We start from the raw sequence: 18,793 nt of genomic DNA, 5'->3' as shown, positions 1-18,793 counted from the left end.
AAAGTCTGCTTAGTTTCCTAAGCAGGCTTCTTAAATTTGGCTCCTCTGACTGGACTCGAACCAGTGACATACGGATTAACAGTCCGCCGTTCTACCGACTGAACTACAGAGGAATCGTGTGAACGAGGCGAATATTAGCGATGCCACTCAGCGTTGTCAAAGCCTGAATAGATAAATGCGATCGTTTGCTGAAATATTCCCCATTTCGCCGCTTATTCAGACGCAACCGGTTGTTTTATGCACTTTTCACGCTCGGGACGAGGGTATTTCCATAACCAGCGGCCTGTAACCATACGCCAGTAAAATAACGCGGCGCGCACGGCCCAGTCGAAGAACATCCCTAACCAAACGCCGACTACACCCCATCCTAATACAATTCCCAAGGTGTAACCCGCCACAACGCGACAGCCCCACATGCCCAACATCGATACCCACATCGCAAAACGCACATCACGTGCGCCCTTAAACCCTGATGGTAGCACCCAGGATGCTGCCCATATCGGCATAAACGCTGCATTGAGCCAAATTAGGATGACTATGACCTCTTTTACATCCTGATCGTGGGTATAAAATGAGGCCATAATGCCGGCAAAAGGGGCGGTTAGCCAGGCGATGGCGGTTAAGCCGATTGTTGAGAGCCAGAATATATGGCGTAACTGGATTTCCGCTTGGGCTATCTGACCATTTCCCAGACGCCTGCCGGTAATGATTGTCGACGCGGAGCCTAAAGCATTCCCCGGCAGGTTGATGAGTGCGGCGATGGAAAATGCAATGAAGTTTCCGGCGATTACGCTGGTTCCCATGCCGGAGACAAACATCTGCGTTAACAGTTTACCGCCATTAAATAGCACTGACTCAATACTTGCCGGAATACCGATCCCCATAACTTCCCAGATAATGGCGAGATTGAGCGGCTTAAAATAGCTTTTGAAGGGAATACGCAGCGCCGGATTAAAACCAATCATCAGCACCCAGATAATGGCGAACGCACCGATGTAGCGTGAAATGGTCAGCCCGAGTCCTGCCCCCACAAATCCCAGCCCTTGCCAGGAAAAGACCCCGTAGATCAGGATGCTGCTGATGATGATATTTAGGATATTCATACCGCCATTAATCAACAGCGGAATTTTGGTATTTCCGGCTCCGCGGAGTGCGCCGCTACCGATCAAAGCAATGGCTGCCGCCGGGTAGCTGAGCACCGTTAGTTCCAGATAGGTGAGTGCCAAGGCCTTAACATCGGGGGTTGCTTCACCGGCGACAACGTCAATAATCTGTTCACCAAAATAGTGAATGACCGCTGCCAGCACGGTAGCAAAAATCGTCATGATCACCAGCGATTGTCTGGCTGCTGCCCTTGCCCGTCGACGATCTCGTTTTCCCAGGCTAAATGCTACCACCACCGTGGTTCCCAGATCGATGGCGGCAAAAAACGCCATGATGACCATATTGAAACTGTCGGCGAGACCAACGCCAGCCATTGCTTCTTTTCCCAACCAGCTAACAAGGAAGGTACTCAGTACGCCCATCAACAGTACACAGGTGTTTTCCAGAAAAATGGGGACCGCAAGCGGAGTGATTTCGCGCCAAAAGAGAACCTTATAACTCTTGCGTTTGGCATACCAGGGCGTGCGGGACGCGACCTGGCGTAAGGCAGCGGAGACGTTCAAAGTGGACCTTAAAGAAGAAAGTTGAAACCTCATTTCAAATGATGAGGGAGAAACCAAAAAGCTGCAAAGTTTTTTCCATTTAAAATGTCTGGAAATGCAACAAACTGTCGAGAGAAGCATCAATTGAAACTTTTTCGGGGAAATGGGGTTTGACAAAATTTTTTTCGCCGCTAAGATAAGCCTCCACAACGATTCCTCTGTAGTTCAGTCGGTAGAACGGCGGACTGTTAATCCGTATGTCACTGGTTCGAGTCCAGTCAGAGGAGCCATATTTAAGAAGCCCGCTTAAGGAAACTTAAGTGGGCTTTTTGTTTTTAATGCTTTAGGCGACATCAGGCTTGCCAATGGCTTTCCCATCCAGCTTGCCTCAAGTTTCGCAGGGTTTTACCCGAACGAGAGGGGCAAGCAGCATAATCACGCCCATCATGGCGGCCATCCCTATATATACGACAGGAAACCCCGTTAGTTCAGCGACCAGACCTACAGGAGCAGGTGCCAGCAACGTGCCCAGATAACCAATGGTGGTAACGATACCCATTCCTGCATTGGTTGAGATATCAGGCTGGTTTCCGGCCGCGGAAAAAGCAATCGGTACCAGATTGGCGATACCGATACCAGCAATAGCAAAACCAACGGTAGCCTGCCAAGGGTTATTTGCCGCTGCCGCTGCCAGCAGTCCGATTCCAGCCACCAGACTGGATGTGCGCATTACAAAAATGGCATCGAAACGATTGCGAATGAAATCCCCCAAAAAGCGAAAAATCGCCATGGTTCCCGCGAAGCAGGCAAAAGCAAGACTTGCCGTTTCCGTAGTTGCATTAAGGTTTTTCAGTAAATAACGTGACGACCAGTCAACGACCGCACATTCCGGGATCATGGCCAGCAGGGCAATAACACCGATAACGTAGATGGTGCTCGAATGATGAGGCTGTTTTTCTTTAATTGAACGTTTAATTTTTATCGATTTATCTTTGATGACATGTGGGCATACCGACAATGTTATCGCTAAGGAAAACGTGCCAATCAAAAAAAGGTGCGTGAGAAAACCGAACTGCTTAACCAGATACCCCCCAATCAGGCCTGAAGTGAAAAGCCCTATGCTCCAAAAACAGTGACATGAAGATAACACTGTGCGTGATAAGGCTTTCTCGACGGCAACTGCATTCGAATTCATCGCAACGTTCATTGCCCCGATCATGGCACCAAGAAAAAAGAGGATCGGTGTTAACAGGTAGATATCAGGTGCGAGTCCCACAGGAATAAGAGCAGGCGAGGCTGCGATGGAAAAAATACGCACGATGCGTTGTGAGCCATATTTTTCCATCGCCATGCCGGATAGCGGCATCATAAATAATGCACCCAGACCGAAAATAAGTATTAAATGGCCTATTACTTTATCAGTAATGTGAAAACGTGAAACCAGTTGGGCAATTTGCACAGCCCAGGCACCGGTAACTAATCCATTAACAAAAAATAATGTTGTAACAGCCCAGCGTCCTTTTTGCGCTATTTCCATTGATGGCCCTTTTTACTCTACTTTGTTTCTTGAGATGCGTCTTTTTTATCGATCATCAAAACATGCCCTGGGCAAAATGAAATCGCGATGTTTCCATCCAGTCGTGATATGACTTCAACACCGGTAAAGTCCGAAATAGTAAGCCGAGCTCCGCAGGAAATCAGTTCAGCGCTACCGATCCCGACGCAAAAAGCTCCAGCTGCAACAGCAGACGTGACGCCACTTTTGGAATCTTCAAAGACGATTGTTTTCTCCGCGGGAATAGCAAAACGCTCGGCTGCAAGAAGATAAGGGTCTGGGAAAGGTTTCCCTCGGGCGACGTCATCGCGCTCAACAATCACAGAAATGCAGGACTGAATCTGAAGCATCGCCGTCACACGGTCGATTTTCTCACGCCAGCCGCTGGTTACAATGCCAACCTGAATACCTGAGGCATCCAGTACGGTAATAAGTTCTGCGACTCCCGGGATAGGATTATAAGACGCAGTATTTTCAACATGAATAATATGAGCCTGAACCTTTTGCTGATCAACGAGCGGTAGGTCACTGAAGAGCGCCCGAATAGTATGCGGACCAGGCTGTCCGTGAATATGCTTAATAATTTCATGCTCCGATATTGTTTTACCATACATTGCAGCCGCTTCACGCCAGGCTCTTTCAATCACTTCATTTGAATCAATAAGCACACCGTCCATATCAAATAATACGGCAGCTGCTTTCAGGATGGCATTACACATATTTTATTTCCTTATTATTAAGTTAATTCGTTTGGCTTAGGCTGGATGCAACGACAATTTGCCCTAAAGAGATGCCACCATCATTAGTGGGGACGAGTTGATGGCAGTAAACTTTAAGTCCGGCCGCTTGCAGTCTGTCAAGGGCATTGTAGAGAAGGAACGCATTACAAAAGACACCTCCACTCAGTACAACTTGCCGTGTCATGGCAAGGGCAGATAAACGAGTAGAGACTGCGGTAATAATCTCTACGATAGTTGAATGAAAGCGCCTGCTTAATTCAGGTAAATCGAGGGAGTGTACTGTTAATGCTGTAATCATCTCATGAACCATCGGGCGATAATCCACCTCGAGATGGTCTTCTGACTCGACAATCGAGAAAGAAAAAGGTTGCGACATATGAAGATCGCTCTGCAATAATGCTTCCAATTCAATGGCGGCCTGTGCTTCATATTCAATATGTGTACAAATGCCCATTAATGCGGAAATGCCATCGAAAAGTCGGCCGATACTGCTGGTTACTGGTGTATTGATCCTTCGGAAAGTCATTTTGGCGAAAACGTCCCTCTGGACAGCCGACAATGTTTGCAGGCCAGGAATAGAAAGCTCAGGAATATATTCCCCGTAGATTTCCGTTAATAACGAAATAGCAATCCGAATGGGTTCTTTAACCGCGCTATCACCGCCTGGTAGGCCGATATAACGAAGGTGTGCTGCACGTTTAACGCTTCTGGTATCCCCTACAAGAAATTCGCCACCCCAGATAGTGCCATCAACGCCGTAGCCCGTACCGTCGAACACAACGCCAATAGTTTTTCCACTGAGTCCGTTTTCAGCCATGCACGATGCCATGTGTGCATGATGATGCTGCACCTGAATAACCCGCAGTTGCGATTGTTCCAGTGCACGACGCGTCGAGCGAAACGCTGGATGGAGATCGCAAGCCACAACCTTCGGCTCAATATTAAGAAGCTTTTGCAGATGATTAACGCACGTAAGGTGTGATGTAAACGTAAGATCATTTTTGAGATCGCCAATGTGCTGGCTCATAAACACCTCATTACCCTTCGCTATACTCACGGTTGTTTTTAGTTCTGCGCCAAGAGCGATGATCGGATCAACCCGGGAAGTAAGGTGTACAGGATAGGGGGCATAACCTCGTGAGCGCCGAAGGAATGAAAGGTTATTACCATGGGTCATGACACGGACAACGGAATCATCGACACGAGTATGAATGTCACGATCGTTAAGAATAAAATAGTCTGCGATTTCACCCAACTGCACAATAGCACTCGTATTATCAAATACGATTGGATGGCCTGAGAGATTACCACTGGTCATCACCAGGGCTGGCATTGTGGTATCTTCTAGCATTAAATACTGAAGTGGTGTTGATGGGAGCATGACACCAATATTGGGGTTATGCGGTGCGATGATTTCCGGCAGTGTATTTTTACGTTTACGCAGTAATACGATTGGGCGCTCAACACTTTCCAGAATTTTTTTTCATGCGCGCTGACACGGGCTATGCGAGCTGCCTGATTTGAATCCCTTACCATAATAGCAAAAGCTTTGGCATCTCTGTGCTTGCGCTTTCGCAGTTGCGAAACGGCATTTTCATTATTCGCATCAACAACCAGATGAAAACCACCAAGGCTTTTCATCGCAATAATCGCGCCCTCTTGTAGCCTTGCTAGGGCAAATTTGACGATATCGTTTGTGATTATCGTTTCGCCGTTGCAAGACCTTAGGTCCAGTTTTGGTCCGCATTCTGGACAAGCATTGGGCTGCGCGTGATAACGGCGATTATTGATGTCATCATACTCACGCTGACAGGCAGGACACATTGCAAAGGCTTGCATTGTTGTTTGTGAACGATCATAAGGCATTGCCTGGATAATTGAGTATCGTGGCCCGCAGTTGGTGCAATTAATAAAAGCGTACCGATACCTCGGGTTTAGCGGGTCAGACATTTCATTAAGGCAATCCTGACAGACGTTTGAATCTGGTGGGATAATAGTATCCATCCGCGCCAACTGACGGCTTTTACGGATACTAAATTCTGCGTATTGTTGAACCGAATTTTCTCGTGGTACTTCCACAATACTATTGATGCGGGCCATTGGTGGCGGTTTAGATACTAGCTCATCAATGAGTTGCGCGATATGTCTGGACGTGGCCTGTAGCTCTAGCAATACGCCTTCGGAATCATTAAGTACCCAGCCTGTGGCTTCGAAGGTGCGAGCCAGTCGATGGACTAAAGGACGAAATCCTACCCCCTGGACGATACCGCAAATGCGGTAACGCCGGGTTTCCACTGCGTCGCATTGCTTAGCAGAGTCGTGGCAATTCTGCACCGTAGAGCTCCTCTATAGTCGATACGGTTCCATCCTGTTCAAGCATGCTGACTTTGGCTTGAGGGATTGTTAATACCTCGCCAATAATCGCGGCCTTTTGGCCAAGCGGGTGCGCTTGTAAGAGTTTGAGCACTTCTTCTGCACTATCCGATTCTACAAACAAGCAAAGGCATCCCTCGTTAGCAAGATTGATGACATCGACGCCCAGCATATTTGCTGCCATCGCTGTTTCAGGCTGGATCGGCAAAGATTGTCGCTCACAACGCATTTCATGTTTTGCTGCACGCGCATATTCATGAAGCACTGCAGAGAGGCCACCGCGAGTTACATCCCTCATTGAGGTAATTTTTCCGGCAGGAACGGTATCGAGAAGTTGACGAATCATCATGTTGAGTGGGGCGCAGTCGCTGAGGATATTTCGTTCAAATCCTAGTCCTTCTCGCAGGGATAGCAGGTGGATAGAGTGATTTCCAATATAGCCACTCAGTATTATTTTTTGCCCAGGACGAACGTTTTTAATTGAAACAGGGGACTGTTCAAGAACGCCCAAGCCAGCCGTGTTAATGAACAGACGATCGGCTTCTCCCTTCCCAACAACTTTGGTGTCCCCGGCAACGATTTTGACGTCTGCCGCAATAGCAGTATCGCGGACCGATTCAATAATAGTGACGAGTTCGGATATGGGCATGCCGTCCTCAATAATAAGACTCAGCGTCAGATACAGCGGACGTGCGCCACTCACAGCAAGATCGTTGACGGTACCGCATACCGCAATTTTACCGATATCCCCATTACCAAAGATCAGTGGTGTAACAACGAAAGAGTCGGTAGTAAATGCAATTTGTCGCGACGGTAGGTCGAGTAAGGCGCTGTCTTCCATGGTACCCAGATAGGTATCGCCGAGAATTTCCGCAATTAGTTCGACAAGTTCTCGACTAAGGCGAGCGCCTGTCCCATGGTCCAGAACAACGGTATCTGTCGGTTCCAGTTCCTGTATTAATGGATTTTTCATGCGGATTTCCCTTCATTGCGCTCAGGAAGATCGCTATGTTTTGCCAACAGCGATAAAATCTCAGTTGAAGGGGCAACGGTTGCGCAATAGTTGGCAAGCCACTCTAAGGCGCGAGTGGTGTCATCTGTGGAAGGGGCAAAAACGCAGTCCTCTGGCACCCACACATTGTATCCGCGGAAAAAAGCATCTGCAGCGGTGGTTTGAACGCAGACATGCGTTTGCAAACCGGTCACGATAACCGTTTTGATGCCCAGATTTTGCAGCGTTTCATCGAGGTTATTGTTAAAGAAACCACTGTCTCTCCCTTTTACTACGATGAGGTCAGAAGGGTGGTAAATACTGTCGATTATTTGGTTTTCTGGCCGCCCGGCCAAAGCTGGAATACCCGCAGCGCGATTTTTATAGCGGCGCTGTACTGCGGGGTCGTCGGGATCGTTTATTAACTGCAAATGGATGACGGCCTGGTTTTGGTTTCTGACATCATCAAGAAATTGATTAAATGCTGTTAGTTTTTGTTCTAATTCCTGAGCCGATCGGGTGATTTTATACGTAAACTCATATTGCAAATCATTTGTTAGCACGGCTACATTTGGCATATTTATATTCCTTTATAATTAAATATTGATGGGTTTTTTTTACAGTTTTCTACTGGTCAGTTATTTTCCTTTATTGCCATCCCTTGCTATCATGGGCCTGTTATAGGTATTTGTATAATTCCATTTTTTTCAGGGTTCAATAAATGAAAGGAATAGATATAAAACTGCTTCGAGCTTTTGTTACCTTGGCGATGAAAGGAAGTTACAGCAATGCTGCAAAAGAACTCTTCTTGACGCAACCAGCACTATCAAAGCAGATACAGACGCTGGAACATTTGACAGGTGGCGTTCTTTTTTTGCGCGGACGTCATGGCGCAAGTTTAACTGTATTGGGGCAGCAGCTTTTTTCTAAGGAAGGTGCGAACAAGTTCCTGATATGAGATCATCATATTCATCCGGAGCGCATCCCAGAGGGACATCATGAGCCATCAACTCACCTTCGCCGATAGTGAATTCAGCACTAAGCGCCGTCAGACCCGAAAAGAGATTTTCCTCTCCCGCATGGAGCAGATTCTGCCATGGCAGAATATGACCGCTGTCATCGAGCCGTTTTATCCCAAGGCGGGCAATGGCCGACGGCCCTATCCGCTGGAGACCATGCTGCGTATTCACTGCATGCAGCATTGGTACAACCTGAGCGACGGTGCCATGGAAGATGCCCTGTACGAAATCGCCTCCATGCGCCTGTTTGCCCGATTATCCCTGGATAGCGCCCTGCCGGATCGCACCACCATCATGAATTTCCGCCACCTGCTCGAGCAGCATCAACTGGCCCGTCAATTGTTCAAGACCATCAATCGCTGGCTGGCCGAAGCAGGCGTCATGATGACCCAAGGCACTTTGGTGGATGCCACCATCATTGAGGCACCCAGCTCTACCAAGAACAAAGAGCAGCAACGCGATCCGGAGATGCATCAGACCAAGAAAGGCAATCAGTGGCACTTTGGCATGAAGGCCCACATTGGTGTCGATGCCAAGAGTGGCCTGACCCACAGCCTAGTCACCACCGCGGCCAACGAGCATGACCTCAATCAGCTGGGTAATCTGCTTCATGGAGAGGAGCAATTTGTCTCAGCCGATGCCGGCTACCAAGGAGCGCCACAGCGCGAGGAGCTGGCCGAGGTGGATGTGGACTGGCTGATCGCCGAGCGTCCCGGCAGGGTAAAAACCTTGAAGCAGCATCCGCGCAAGAACAAAACGGCCATCAACATCGAATACATGAAAGCCAGCATCCGTGCCAGGGTGGAGCACCCGTTTCGCATCATCAAGCGGCAGTTCGGCTTCGTGAAAGCCAGATACAAGGGGCTGCTGAAAAACGATAACCAACTGGCGATGTTATTCACCCTGGCCAACCTGTTTCGGGTGGACCAAATGATACGTCAGTGGGAGAGATCTCAGTAAAAACCGGAAATAACGCCAGAAATGGTGGAAAAAATAGCCTAAATAGGCTGATTCGATGTGTTTGCGGGAAAAAAATCGGCCCAGATCCGCGAAATTTTAATCAGCGAGTCAGCTTGGGAAGAAATGACCTGCTTATTCGCACCTTCCCTAAAGCAAATGAGCTTTTACAATCCCATATTGAATTTCTGAACTATGCGAGAGAGGTAAATTCAAAAAATCGTGAAAAGTTATTTATGGGCTTTGGGATTTCGTCATTTCAGCAAGTTCCAAAGTGGATAAGACAATTTCATCAGCAAGTTCCTGAGTGTGAGGTTGTTATTAATCATCTTCCTTCTAGTGTTCAAATGAAAATGCTGTTGGAGGGGCGGTTGCATATTGGTTTTGTGCGGGCACCTGTAAGTAAAGGTCTGGTTTCATATATTCTTTATGAGGAAACGCTGGCGCTTGCTATGCCGGCGAATAGCGATATACACAATATGAATATTCAGAGTGCACTATCGGCATATCCCTTACTCCAACTCGATCCGTCTACCAGCCCTTGCCTTGCTGAACAAACTGCACATTTTCTCCAAAGTAACCAGTTGAAGGCTGTTACGGTGTCCGCTACGGATGATATGACGTCGTTACTGGCATTAATTGCTGGTGGTAACGGCGTTGCCTTTTTACCCGCAAGCGTTCGTACTTTTTTGCCCGCCAATGTTAATTTATTAATGCCTATGGAAAAGCAAATACGCTGGGATATAGGTGTGGTGTGGAACCCAAAAATAAAAAATCATCGTCGGGATGATTTTTTGCGCTTGGTCGTAGCAGGAGATACCTCTATTGTGGTGTAAAAAAGCGGGAGTTTTCGCCGCAATGTATCAATATCACTCCACCTGACGAGCAGGTGGAGCGTGATGTGTTTCGAATCAGAACTGATAGCTGGCGGTGACGCTGACGTTGCGCGGCTCGCCATAGACGATAGATCCGTCGACATTGGTGTCGTAGGTTTTATCGAACAGGTTATTGAGGTTACCCTGCACAGAGAAGTTTTTCGTCACCTGATAGCGAGTGAATAAATCGACCAGGGCGTAGCTTCCCTGTTCCGCACGGAATGTGCCAAACGGCGTGACCGTATCGCTATAAACACGATTCTGCCAGTTAACCCCACCGCCCACGGTCAGTTCCGGCATGGCTGGCATGCGATAACGGGTAAACAGTTTTACTGTGGTACGCGGTAGGTTCGGGTTTACCGCATTGCCTTCGTTGTCTTCAGCAACATAGCATGTCGCGCCGAACGTCATCTGCCAGTTATCGGTGATCGCACCGTTAACTTCGAATTCGACCCCTTTGCTGACCGTTCCATCCATCGCTCTATAGGCCGTGTCGCCATTGCTACCGGCAATTGGTACGCCGGTTGATTTGCCCACGTTATCCTGTTCAATGCGGAACACCGCGAGGGTGGTGGTTAAACGGCTGTTCATCCAGTCGGACTTCAGGCCAAGTTCATAGTTATTGCCGGTAATTGGGGAAAGATATTTACCGGAACTGTCGCGCTTGTTCTGCGGCTGAAAGATTGAGGTATAGCTGGCGTACGTAGACCAGTTATCGTCAATGTCATACACCAGGCCTGCATACGGCGTGGTATGGTTTTGTTCCATGCTGTAGGAGAGGGTGTCGATACGCCAGTTGGTATAACGCGCGCCGACAATCAAATGCAGTGGGTCGGCCAGAGAAATACGTGTTGCGGCGTAGAGCGATTTCATGTGCGTGGTATCGTCCTGGGCCAATGACTGCGGGACCCAGTTGGTTTCCGGGAAGTTACCATCGAAGGTATAGAAGCTGCCGATTTCGTTGGGGAATACGTTCGCCCACGCGCTTTCGTAACGGTTATTCTGTTTGCTGTAGCTGCCGCCCAGCATCAGATTATGCTGACGACCAAACAGGTCGTAACCGCCGTCGGCGAACAGATCGACGGCATCTACCTTACGCTTCCCGCTGTTCCAGCCGGTACCTCCGACGTAGTCATAGCCCGGACCATAGCTGCCATACGGGCCAATCAGCGTGCCATCGGCTTTATTGACATAGGCATCGACGTACATCATTTTACTGTCAAACTTGACCTCGGAGTGGGTGGCATTCATTGTCGCCTGCCAGGTATCGGCAAAACGTTGCTTGATGGTGACAAACACTTTGTTGAAGTCTTTATCGTTGTACGCCCAGTCCGGCGCAGTGCTGCGCGAGCGGTCATAGCTGTTTTTACTGCCGTCGGTATTCCAGCGCGGCAATCCACCCCAGGTTGGGCTGTTGATATCAATGCGCTGGTATTCATAACCCGCAGACAGGCTGGTGGTGTCGCCCAGATCGGCATCGACAATCCCGGAGAAGAACATTTTTTCGCTATTGTAGCGATCAAGCCAGGCGTCGTTATTCTGGTAACCCGCCACGATGCGCCCGCGCACGTTGCCGTCTGCCGTGAGCGGGCTTTGAAGATCGGTCACATATCGTTTTTTATTCCAACTGCCATATTCCGCAGAAACATTACCGGTGAACTCGCGGCTGGTGGCATGCTTACGGATCATATTAATCGACGCTGAGGGGTTACCCGTCCCGGTCATTAGCCCGTTTGCGCCACGGACCACTTCGACACGCTCAAAAAGGGCCGTGTCGGAAAGGGCATCACCGAGATTCCAGCGGGATTCAAAATAGGTCGGAATCCCATCGACCATATAGTTATCAATCTGAAATCCGCGAGAGTAATAGCTACTGCGATCTGAATCCGCCTGACTTCTGCTTATCCCCAACGTGTTGTCCATGACATCGCCCAGCGTTTGCAGTTGCTGATCTTCCATGCGCTGCTGACTGATAATACTGACTGATTGCGGAATATCGCGCTGCGTCATCTGCATTTTGGTGCCAGCAGTCGTTGATTTGATGCTGTAATCCTGCTCCTCGCTGGATGTAGCTGGAGCAGAGCCCTCAACGATAACCGTCTCTTCAGCAGGGGCTGCGAGGCTGGTGGAAGGCAATAGTGCTAACGTGATGCAGGCTGCCAGTACAGAAGGGGCAAGCCCCGGTTGGCGTTGGTCATCCCCGTTGTGTGTTGTGAAAGACATCGAAAAGTCCTTGATAATTATTAATATTAAGTTCGAATCACTGAGGTTGCGATGAACCTTTTGGTTGTAAATTATTAAGTTCGTATATGAATGCAAATGCGAAATATACGCATTCACATTCAATGTGTAAACAGATGCTACGGTATAAATGAAATGTTGTTTCAGTACTATGCTTAAGCAATAGCGACGGGAAATGGTTATAAGAACAACAGTGGCAGGGCTTTTTGCTTAAAAAATCGAGGGTTAAAGTTGAAAGAGCGTGAGTAACTCGCTCATACTCTATACTCGCAGAGTGACCCGGCGTAGCATGGCATAACGCTTGGGCTGTTAATGAAAAAGGAAAACGTCGTGGCAGAAGAAACTATATTCAGCAAAATTATCCGTCGTGAAATTCCGTCAGATATCGTGTACCAGGATGAACTGGTCACTGCGTTTCGTGATATTTCCCCTCAGGCACCTACGCACATTCTGATCATTCCTAACGTCCTGATCCCGACCGTCAACGATGTGACAGCGGAACACGAGCAGGCGTTGGGTCGCATGATCACCGTAGCGGCGAAAATCGCCGAGCAGGAAGGCATTGCTGCGGATGGGTATCGTTTAATTATGAATACCAATCGTCACGGCGGTCAGGAGGTGTATCACATTCATATGCACCTGCTGGGTGGACGTGCGCTGGGTCCAATGCTTGCGCATAAAGGTCTGTAAGCATGACCAGAGGATGCATTGCACTTTCACTGAGCTTGCTGCTACTGGCTGGCTGTCGGGCACATCCTGAAATTCCGGTAAGTGATGAACAGTCGCTGGTGATGGAATCAACGATTCTGGCGTCGGGCATTACAGCAGAACAGCCGACGTTAACCACGTCTGATATTCAGGCCTCAGCATCCTCGCGACTTTATAACGAAAGACAAGAACCCGTTACCGTTCATTATCGGTTTTACTGGTATGACGCCAGAGGACTGGAAATGCATCCTCTGGAAGCGCCACGCAGCGTGACTATCCCGGCTCATTCGTCGGTGACGCTGTACGGCAGCGCCAATTTTTTGGGGGCGCACAAGGTTAGACTTTATCTTTATTTGTAAGGGGTGAATCTTGATGATCAAAATGAATCGCTACGCACTGATTGCCGCGCTGGCGATGTTTCTCTCTGGCTGTGTGGCGCAACGTGAGCCCGCCCCCGTAGAGGAAGTGAAGCCGGTGCCGGAACAGCCCGCGCAGCCGCAACAGCCGGTGCCGGTTGTACCAACGGTGCCAAGCATACCGCAGCAGCCGGGTCCGATTGAGCACGAGGACCAAACGGCGCAGCCGACGCCACGTCAACGTCACTATGACTGGAACGGGGCTATGCAGCCGATGGTCGGTAAAATGCTGCAGGCTGACGGCGTCAAAGCGGGAGGCGTTCTGCTGGTTGATAGCGTGAATAACCGGACCAACGGCTCGTTGAACGCCGGTGAAGCCACCGAGACCTTGAGGAACGCGCTGGCGAATAACGGCAAGTTTACCCTGGTTTCCGCCCAGCAGTTGGCTGTCGCCAAACAGCAGTTAGGTCTGTCGCCGAACGACAGTCTGGGAACGCGCAGCAAAGCGATTGGTATCGCCCGTAACGTTGGCGCACAGTATGTGCTCTATTCCAGCGCCTCCGGCAACGTCAATTCGCCGGCGCTGCAAATGCAATTAATGCTGGTACAAACTGGCGAGATAATCTGGTCAGGTAAAGGTGCCGTACAGCAACAATAACCGGCTGACGCGCGACGAGGTGTTGTCGCGCTATTTCCCGCAGTATCATCCCGTCGTAGCCAACCAGAGCGGCCTGAGCGGCGGGAGCTGCATCATCGAACACGATACCCACCGCTTAGTGTTGCGCTGTCATCACGACCCTGACGCGCCGGAATCGCATTTCTTACGCCACTATCACGCGTTAAAGCACCTGCCTGAAAGCCTTGCACCGCGCCCCCGCTTTTATATACGTGGGTGGATGGCGGTCGACTTTTTTCACGGTAAGGTTGAATCCAGATTACCGGACGCCGACGAACTCGCTGGCTTATTGTATCATCTGCACCAACAACCCCAATTGGGCTGGCGAATCAGTCTGCTGCCGCTACTCGAACAGTACTGGCAGTGTGGCGATCCGGCGCGTCGCACGCCATGCTGGTTGCGAGCGTTGAAGCGACTCAGGAAAAGCGGTGAGCCTCGACCTTTGCGTCTGGGGCCTCTGCATATGGATGTCCACGGTGACAACATCGTACGTACAGCATCAGGGCTGCGGCTGATTGACTGGGAATATGCCGGAGACGGTGATATCGCTCTGGAGCTGGCGGCGGTTTGGGTCAACGACGAATCTCAGCACCAACGGCTGGTTCGCGCCTACGCCCAACGAGCGCACATTGAACAAAACGCGCTGTGGCGGCAGGTCAGACGATGGCGGCCCTGGGTCATAATGCTGAAAGCGGGGTGGTTTGAGTATCGCTGGCGACAAACTGGCGATCGACAATTTATCAGGCTGGCCGATGAAACCTGGCGGCAGCTAATAATGAAAGGATAAGGAGAGCAGTGTGGGCCCAGTAATGTTGGATGTCGAAGGGTATGAGCTGGACGCTGAAGAGCGTGAGATTCTGGCGCATCCGCTGGTAGGTGGGTTGATCCTCTTTACCCGAAATTATCATGACCCGGAACAGTTGCGTGAATTAGTGCGCCAGATTCGCGCGGCATCACGCAATCATCTGGTGGTGGCGGTAGATCAGGAAGGCGGCAGGGTACAGCGTTTTCGCGAAGGATTTACGCGTCTGCCTGCGGCCCAATCCTTTGCAGCACTGCACGGTCTGGAAGAAGGCGGCAATCTGGCGCAGGACGCCGGATGGCTAATGGCCAGCGAAATGATCGCAATGGATATAGATATCAGTTTTGCGCCGGTGCTGGATGTGGGGCATATCAGCGCGGCAATTGGCGAACGCTCTTACCATGCCGATCCGCGGAAAGCGCTGGCTATGGCGACTCGCTTCATTGACGGTATGCATGCTGCTGGCATGAAAACTACCGGTAAACATTTCCCCGGGCATGGGGCTGTGACGGCGGATTCGCATAAAGAAACCCCAACCGATCCACGTTCAGAAGCCGAAATTCGTGCAAAAGATATGTCCGTGTTCCAGACGTTGATAACGGAAAACAAACTCGATGCCATTATGCCTGCGCATGTCATCTACAGTGACGTGGACCCGCGTCCGGCGAGCGGTTCGCCACACTGGCTGAAAACGGTGCTGCGTCAGGAGCTTGGTTTCGATGGCGTCATTTTCTCCGATGATTTGTCGATGGAAGGGGCGGCGATTATGGGAAGTTATGCGGAGCGTGGTCAGGCATCGCTGGATGCGGGTTGCGATATGATCCTGGTCTGCAATAATCGTAAAGGCGCGGTCAGTGTGTTAGATAATCTGTCGCCGATCAATGCAGAACGTGTTACACGTTTGTATCATAAAGGTTCATTTTCACGTCAGGAACTGATGGACTCGGCACGCTGGAAGACGGTAAGCGCCCAGCTCAACCAGCTTCATGAGCGCTGGCAGGAAGAGAAAGCAGGTCATTAACGCAAGTTTGGCGAGGATGCGATGATTATCTATTTACACGGTTTTGACTCTAACAGCCCGGGCAACCACGAAAAGGTGTTGCAGCTGCAGTTCATCGACCCGGATGTCAGGCTGATTAGCTACAGTACGCGGCATCCTAAACATGACATGCAGCATCTACTGAAAGAAGTGGACAAAATGCTGCAGCTTAATGTGGACGACCGTCCGCTGATTTGTGGCGTGGGGCTCGGGGGATATTGGGCTGAACGGATTGGTTTCCTGTGTGATATTCGTCAGGTAGTGTTTAATCCCAACCTGTTCCCGTATGAGAACATGGAAGGAAAAATCGACAGGCCTGAAGAGTATGCCGATATCGCGACAAAATGCGTGACCAATTTCCGCGAAAAGAATCGCGATCGCTGCCTGGTGATCCTGTCACGTCATGATGAAGCGCTCAATAGTCAGCGTTCGTCAGAAGAGCTGCATCATTTTTACGAGATAGTCTGGGACGAAGAGCAGACGCACAAGTTTAAGAATATCTCCCCGCATTTGCAGCGCATCAAAGCGTTCAAGACGTTAGGTTAATCCTCCATGAACGTGTAAAAAACCAGCCTTCGGGCTGGTTTTTTTGTTCTTAAAGTTCGTGTTGTCTATCTTTTCAGCATCAAAACTTGATACACATCAATTTTGGTATGACCAATGCACCGTTCGTGTTATTCTCACTCTCGAAGAACATTTTCATTATCGTAACTTGTTGTTAATTAAAGGCTATGCCTATAACCTTTAATTAACAATTGGTTAATAAATTTAAGGGGGTCACGTTGACTACACCATTAAAAAGAATCGTGATTGTCGGCGGCGGTGCTGGCGGACTGGAAATGGCGACGCAGCTGGGTAAAAAGCTGGGGCGCAAGAAAAAGGCCAAAATCACGCTGGTGGACAGAAACCACAGCCATTTATGGAAACCGTTACTGCATGAAGTCGCGACGGGTTCCCTGGACGAAGGCGTGGATGCGCTGAGCTATCTGGCGCATGCCCGTAACCACGGTTTCCAGTTTCAGTTGGGTTCGGTGGTGGATATCGATCGCGAAGCGAAAACCATTACTCTTGCCGAGCTGCGCGATGAGAAGGGCGAGCTGCTGGTTCCTGAGCGCAAAGTCCCGTATGACACATTGGTAATGGCGTTGGGCAGTACCTCCAACGATTTCAATACGCCGGGCGTCAAAGAAAACTGCATTTTCCTGGATAACCCGCATCAGGCGCGTCGTTTCCACCAGGAGATGCTGAATCTGTTCCTGAAGTATTCCGCGAATCTGGGCGCTAACGGCAAAGTAAATATCGCCATTGTCGGCGGCGGTGCGACGGGGGTTGAACTCTCAGCCGAGCTGCACAATGCGGTAAAACAGCTGCACAGCTATGGTTACAAAGGGCTGACCAACGAAGCGCTGAACGTTACGCTGGTAGAAGCCGGTGAGCGTATTCTGCCTGCGTTGCCGCCGCGTATTTCCAGTGCTGCGCATAATGAGTTAACCAAACTGGGCGTACGCGTACTGACCCAGACGATGGTAACCAGCGCTGATGAAGGCGGACTGCATACCAAGGATGGCGAGTACATTGAAGCCGATCTGATGGTGTGGGCTGCGGGGATCAAAGCGCCAGACTTTATGAAGGACATTGGCGGTCTGGAAACCAATCGTATTAACCAACTGGTGGTTGAGCCGACTCTGCAGACCACGCGCGATCCCGACGTGTACGCGATTGGCGACTGCGCTTCCTGCGCTCGCCCGGAAGGTGGTTTTGTGCCGCCGCGCGCTCAGGCTGCGCACCAGATGGCAAGCTGCGCAATGAACAACATTTTGGCGCAGATGAACGGCAAGCCGCTGAAATCGTATCAGTACAAAGACCACGGCTCTCTGGTTTCACTTTCTAACTTCTCTACCGTGGGTAGCCTGATGGGTAACTTGACCCGTGGTTCGATGATGGTAGAAGGGCGTATTGCGCGCTTTGTGTACATCTCACTGTACCGCATGCACCAGATTGCTCTGCACGGTTACTTTAAAACCGGTCTGATGATGCTGGTTGGCAGCATTAACCGGGTGATCCGCCCGCGTCTGAAACTGCATTAATACGGCTTATGGCGTCGGATGATTGTACTTATCCGGCGCCTTCCTTCAGAGTTCTCCGAATCATCCTGCCTTCGCTCCTCCTCGTGCTATTTTCATCCGTAATCTGATTGGCATTCCTTACCTTCTGTTGCAAAGTTGTTGCTAATAGCAAAAAAGGAGGAAGTCCCGTGAATAAATCTATGTTGGCGGGTATAGGGATTGGCGTAGCTGCTGCGCTGGGTGTTGCAGCGGTGGCCAGTCTTAACGTTTTTGAGCGTGGCCCACAGTATGCACAAGTTGTCTCTGCAACACCGATTAAAGAGTCGGTAAAAACACCGCGCCAGGAGTGTCGGAATGTGACGGTCACACACCGTAAGCCGGTACAAGATGAAAACCGTATCGCGGGTTCCGTGCTGGGTGCGGTTGCTGGTGGCGTTATCGGCCATCAGTTTGGCGGCGGACGCGGTAAAGATATTGCTACCGTGGCCGGCGCTTTAGGCGGCGGTTATGCAGGTAACCAGATCCAGGGGTCGATGCAGGAAAATGATACTTACACTACTACGCAGCAGCGTTGTAAAACGGTGTATGACAAATCTGAAAAAATGTTGGGCTACGACGTGACGTACAAAATTGGCGATCAGCAGGGGAAAATCCGTATGGATAAGGACCCCGGCGCGCAAATTCCGTTGGATAACAACGGACAGTTGGTACTAAATAACAAAGCGTAAAATAGCATTATCCTGAACATT

17 protein-coding genes, 2 tRNA genes and 2 pseudogenes are annotated in these 18,793 nt (G+C 49.9%); 12 read left to right on the top strand and 9 right to left on the bottom strand.

Features of this window, described 5'->3' with window-relative positions; all coding sequences use genetic code 11:
• Positions 1-37: 37 nt before the first annotated feature.
• The 3 genes from HV345_RS14365 to HV345_RS26710 all read right to left on the bottom strand — a co-directional run bounded on the left by HV345_RS14365 (position 38) and on the right by HV345_RS26710 (position 1,854).
• Positions 38-113 (bottom strand) — tRNA-Asn (locus HV345_RS14365).
• Between the two features lie 99 nt (positions 114-212).
• Positions 213-1,700, bottom strand: coding sequence for an EmmdR/YeeO family multidrug/toxin efflux MATE transporter (locus HV345_RS14360; protein WP_286470248.1), 1,488 nt, complete (start codon positions 1,698-1,700; stop codon positions 213-215).
• A gap of 46 nt (positions 1,701-1,746) precedes the next feature.
• On the bottom strand, positions 1,747-1,854 hold the full coding sequence (locus HV345_RS26710) for a DUF5951 family protein (protein ID WP_353622525.1): 108 nt from the start codon (positions 1,852-1,854) through the stop codon (positions 1,747-1,749).
• A 6-nt stretch (positions 1,855-1,860) separates the two neighbouring features.
• Between HV345_RS26710 and HV345_RS14355 the strand changes: the two genes are divergently transcribed.
• Positions 1,861-1,936: transfer RNA gene (locus HV345_RS14355), tRNA-Asn, on the top strand.
• A gap of 98 nt (positions 1,937-2,034) precedes the next feature.
• Here the strand turns inward: HV345_RS14355 and HV345_RS14350 are convergent.
• The 5 genes and pseudogenes from HV345_RS14350 to HV345_RS14330 form a co-directional block, all read right to left on the bottom strand.
• Positions 2,035-3,183, bottom strand: coding sequence for an MFS transporter (locus HV345_RS14350; protein WP_181635718.1), 1,149 nt, complete (start codon positions 3,181-3,183; stop codon positions 2,035-2,037).
• A gap of 17 nt (positions 3,184-3,200) precedes the next feature.
• Positions 3,201-3,920: an HAD family phosphatase gene (locus tag HV345_RS14345; RefSeq protein WP_181635717.1), complete on the bottom strand. Its 720-nt coding sequence runs from the start codon at positions 3,918-3,920 to the stop codon at positions 3,201-3,203.
• Positions 3,921-3,942: 22 nt separating this feature from the next.
• A pseudogene (locus tag HV345_RS26705) lies at positions 3,943-6,246 on the bottom strand (Sua5/YciO/YrdC/YwlC family protein).
• A gap of 3 nt (positions 6,247-6,249) precedes the next feature.
• Positions 6,250-7,287 carry a hydrogenase expression/formation protein HypE gene (gene hypE / locus HV345_RS14335; RefSeq protein WP_181635716.1) on the bottom strand — a complete coding sequence of 346 codons (1,038 nt, stop codon included), beginning with the start codon at positions 7,285-7,287 and terminating at the stop codon, positions 6,250-6,252.
• A complete protein-coding gene (locus HV345_RS14330; RefSeq protein ID WP_181635715.1) occupies positions 7,284-7,883 on the bottom strand; it encodes a cysteine hydrolase in 600 nt (199 codons plus the stop codon). Before HV345_RS14330 ends, hypE begins: the two co-directional genes overlap by 4 nt.
• 143 nt (positions 7,884-8,026) lie before the next feature.
• Here HV345_RS14330 and HV345_RS14325 point away from each other — a divergent pair.
• From HV345_RS14325 to HV345_RS14315, 3 genes and pseudogenes are all read left to right on the top strand, one after another.
• Positions 8,027-8,236: pseudogene (locus HV345_RS14325) on the top strand (LysR family transcriptional regulator); the annotation flags it as partial.
• Positions 8,237-8,303: 67 nt separating this feature from the next.
• Positions 8,304-9,284, top strand: a complete 981-nt coding sequence (locus tag HV345_RS14320) for an IS5-like element ISKpn26 family transposase (RefSeq protein WP_000019450.1) — start codon at positions 8,304-8,306, stop codon at positions 9,282-9,284.
• Positions 9,266-10,117, top strand: coding sequence for a LysR family substrate-binding domain-containing protein (locus HV345_RS14315; protein ID WP_255467558.1), 852 nt, complete (start codon positions 9,266-9,268; stop codon positions 10,115-10,117). Before HV345_RS14320 ends, HV345_RS14315 begins: the two co-directional genes overlap by 19 nt.
• Before the next feature lie 75 nt (positions 10,118-10,192).
• Here the strand turns inward: HV345_RS14315 and fhuE are convergent, their stop codons facing one another.
• The gene (gene fhuE / locus HV345_RS14310) at positions 10,193-12,379 is read right to left on the bottom strand and encodes a ferric-rhodotorulic acid/ferric-coprogen receptor FhuE (RefSeq protein WP_181635714.1); all 2,187 of its coding nucleotides are present in this window, start codon (positions 12,377-12,379) and stop codon (positions 10,193-10,195) included.
• A gap of 348 nt (positions 12,380-12,727) precedes the next feature.
• Here fhuE and hinT point away from each other — a divergent pair, with 348 nt between their 5' ends.
• The 8 genes from hinT (at position 12,728) to HV345_RS14270 (ending at position 18,772) form a co-directional block, all read left to right on the top strand.
• The gene (gene hinT, locus HV345_RS14305) at positions 12,728-13,087 is read left to right on the top strand and encodes a purine nucleoside phosphoramidase (RefSeq protein WP_016156204.1); all 360 of its coding nucleotides are present in this window, start codon (positions 12,728-12,730) and stop codon (positions 13,085-13,087) included.
• Between the two features lie 2 nt (positions 13,088-13,089).
• Positions 13,090-13,464: a YcfL family protein gene (locus tag HV345_RS14300; protein ID WP_019076489.1), complete on the top strand. Its 375-nt coding sequence runs from the start codon at positions 13,090-13,092 to the stop codon at positions 13,462-13,464.
• A 13-nt stretch (positions 13,465-13,477) separates the two neighbouring features.
• On the top strand, positions 13,478-14,119 hold the full coding sequence (lpoB, locus tag HV345_RS14295) for a penicillin-binding protein activator LpoB (RefSeq protein ID WP_016152673.1): 642 nt from the start codon (positions 13,478-13,480) through the stop codon (positions 14,117-14,119).
• On the top strand, positions 14,100-14,924 hold the full coding sequence (gene thiK, locus HV345_RS14290; protein WP_181635713.1) for a thiamine kinase: 825 nt from the start codon (positions 14,100-14,102) through the stop codon (positions 14,922-14,924). Before lpoB ends, thiK begins: the two co-directional genes overlap by 20 nt.
• 10 nt (positions 14,925-14,934) lie before the next feature.
• Positions 14,935-15,960 (top strand): beta-N-acetylhexosaminidase, encoded by a 1,026-nt coding sequence (nagZ, locus tag HV345_RS14285; RefSeq protein WP_047359323.1) that lies wholly within the window; start codon positions 14,935-14,937, stop codon positions 15,958-15,960.
• 21 nt (positions 15,961-15,981) lie between these two features.
• Positions 15,982-16,524 (top strand): alpha/beta hydrolase YcfP, encoded by a 543-nt coding sequence (gene ycfP / locus HV345_RS14280; protein ID WP_003030817.1) that lies wholly within the window; start codon positions 15,982-15,984, stop codon positions 16,522-16,524.
• A 236-nt stretch (positions 16,525-16,760) separates the two neighbouring features.
• Positions 16,761-18,065, top strand: coding sequence for an NADH-quinone dehydrogenase (gene ndh, locus HV345_RS14275; RefSeq protein WP_181635712.1), 1,305 nt, complete (start codon positions 16,761-16,763; stop codon positions 18,063-18,065).
• 167 nt (positions 18,066-18,232) lie between these two features.
• Positions 18,233-18,772, top strand: a complete 540-nt coding sequence (locus HV345_RS14270) for a glycine zipper 2TM domain-containing protein (protein ID WP_003030814.1) — start codon at positions 18,233-18,235, stop codon at positions 18,770-18,772.
• The last annotated feature ends 21 nt before the right edge of the window (positions 18,773-18,793 follow it).

The sequence above is a fragment of the Citrobacter sp. RHBSTW-00986 genome, from assembly GCF_013783065.1.
GTDB classification, from domain to species: Bacteria; Pseudomonadota; Gammaproteobacteria; order Enterobacterales; family Enterobacteriaceae; genus Citrobacter; species Citrobacter braakii.
This window is presented reverse-complemented; position numbering and strand designations above follow the sequence as displayed.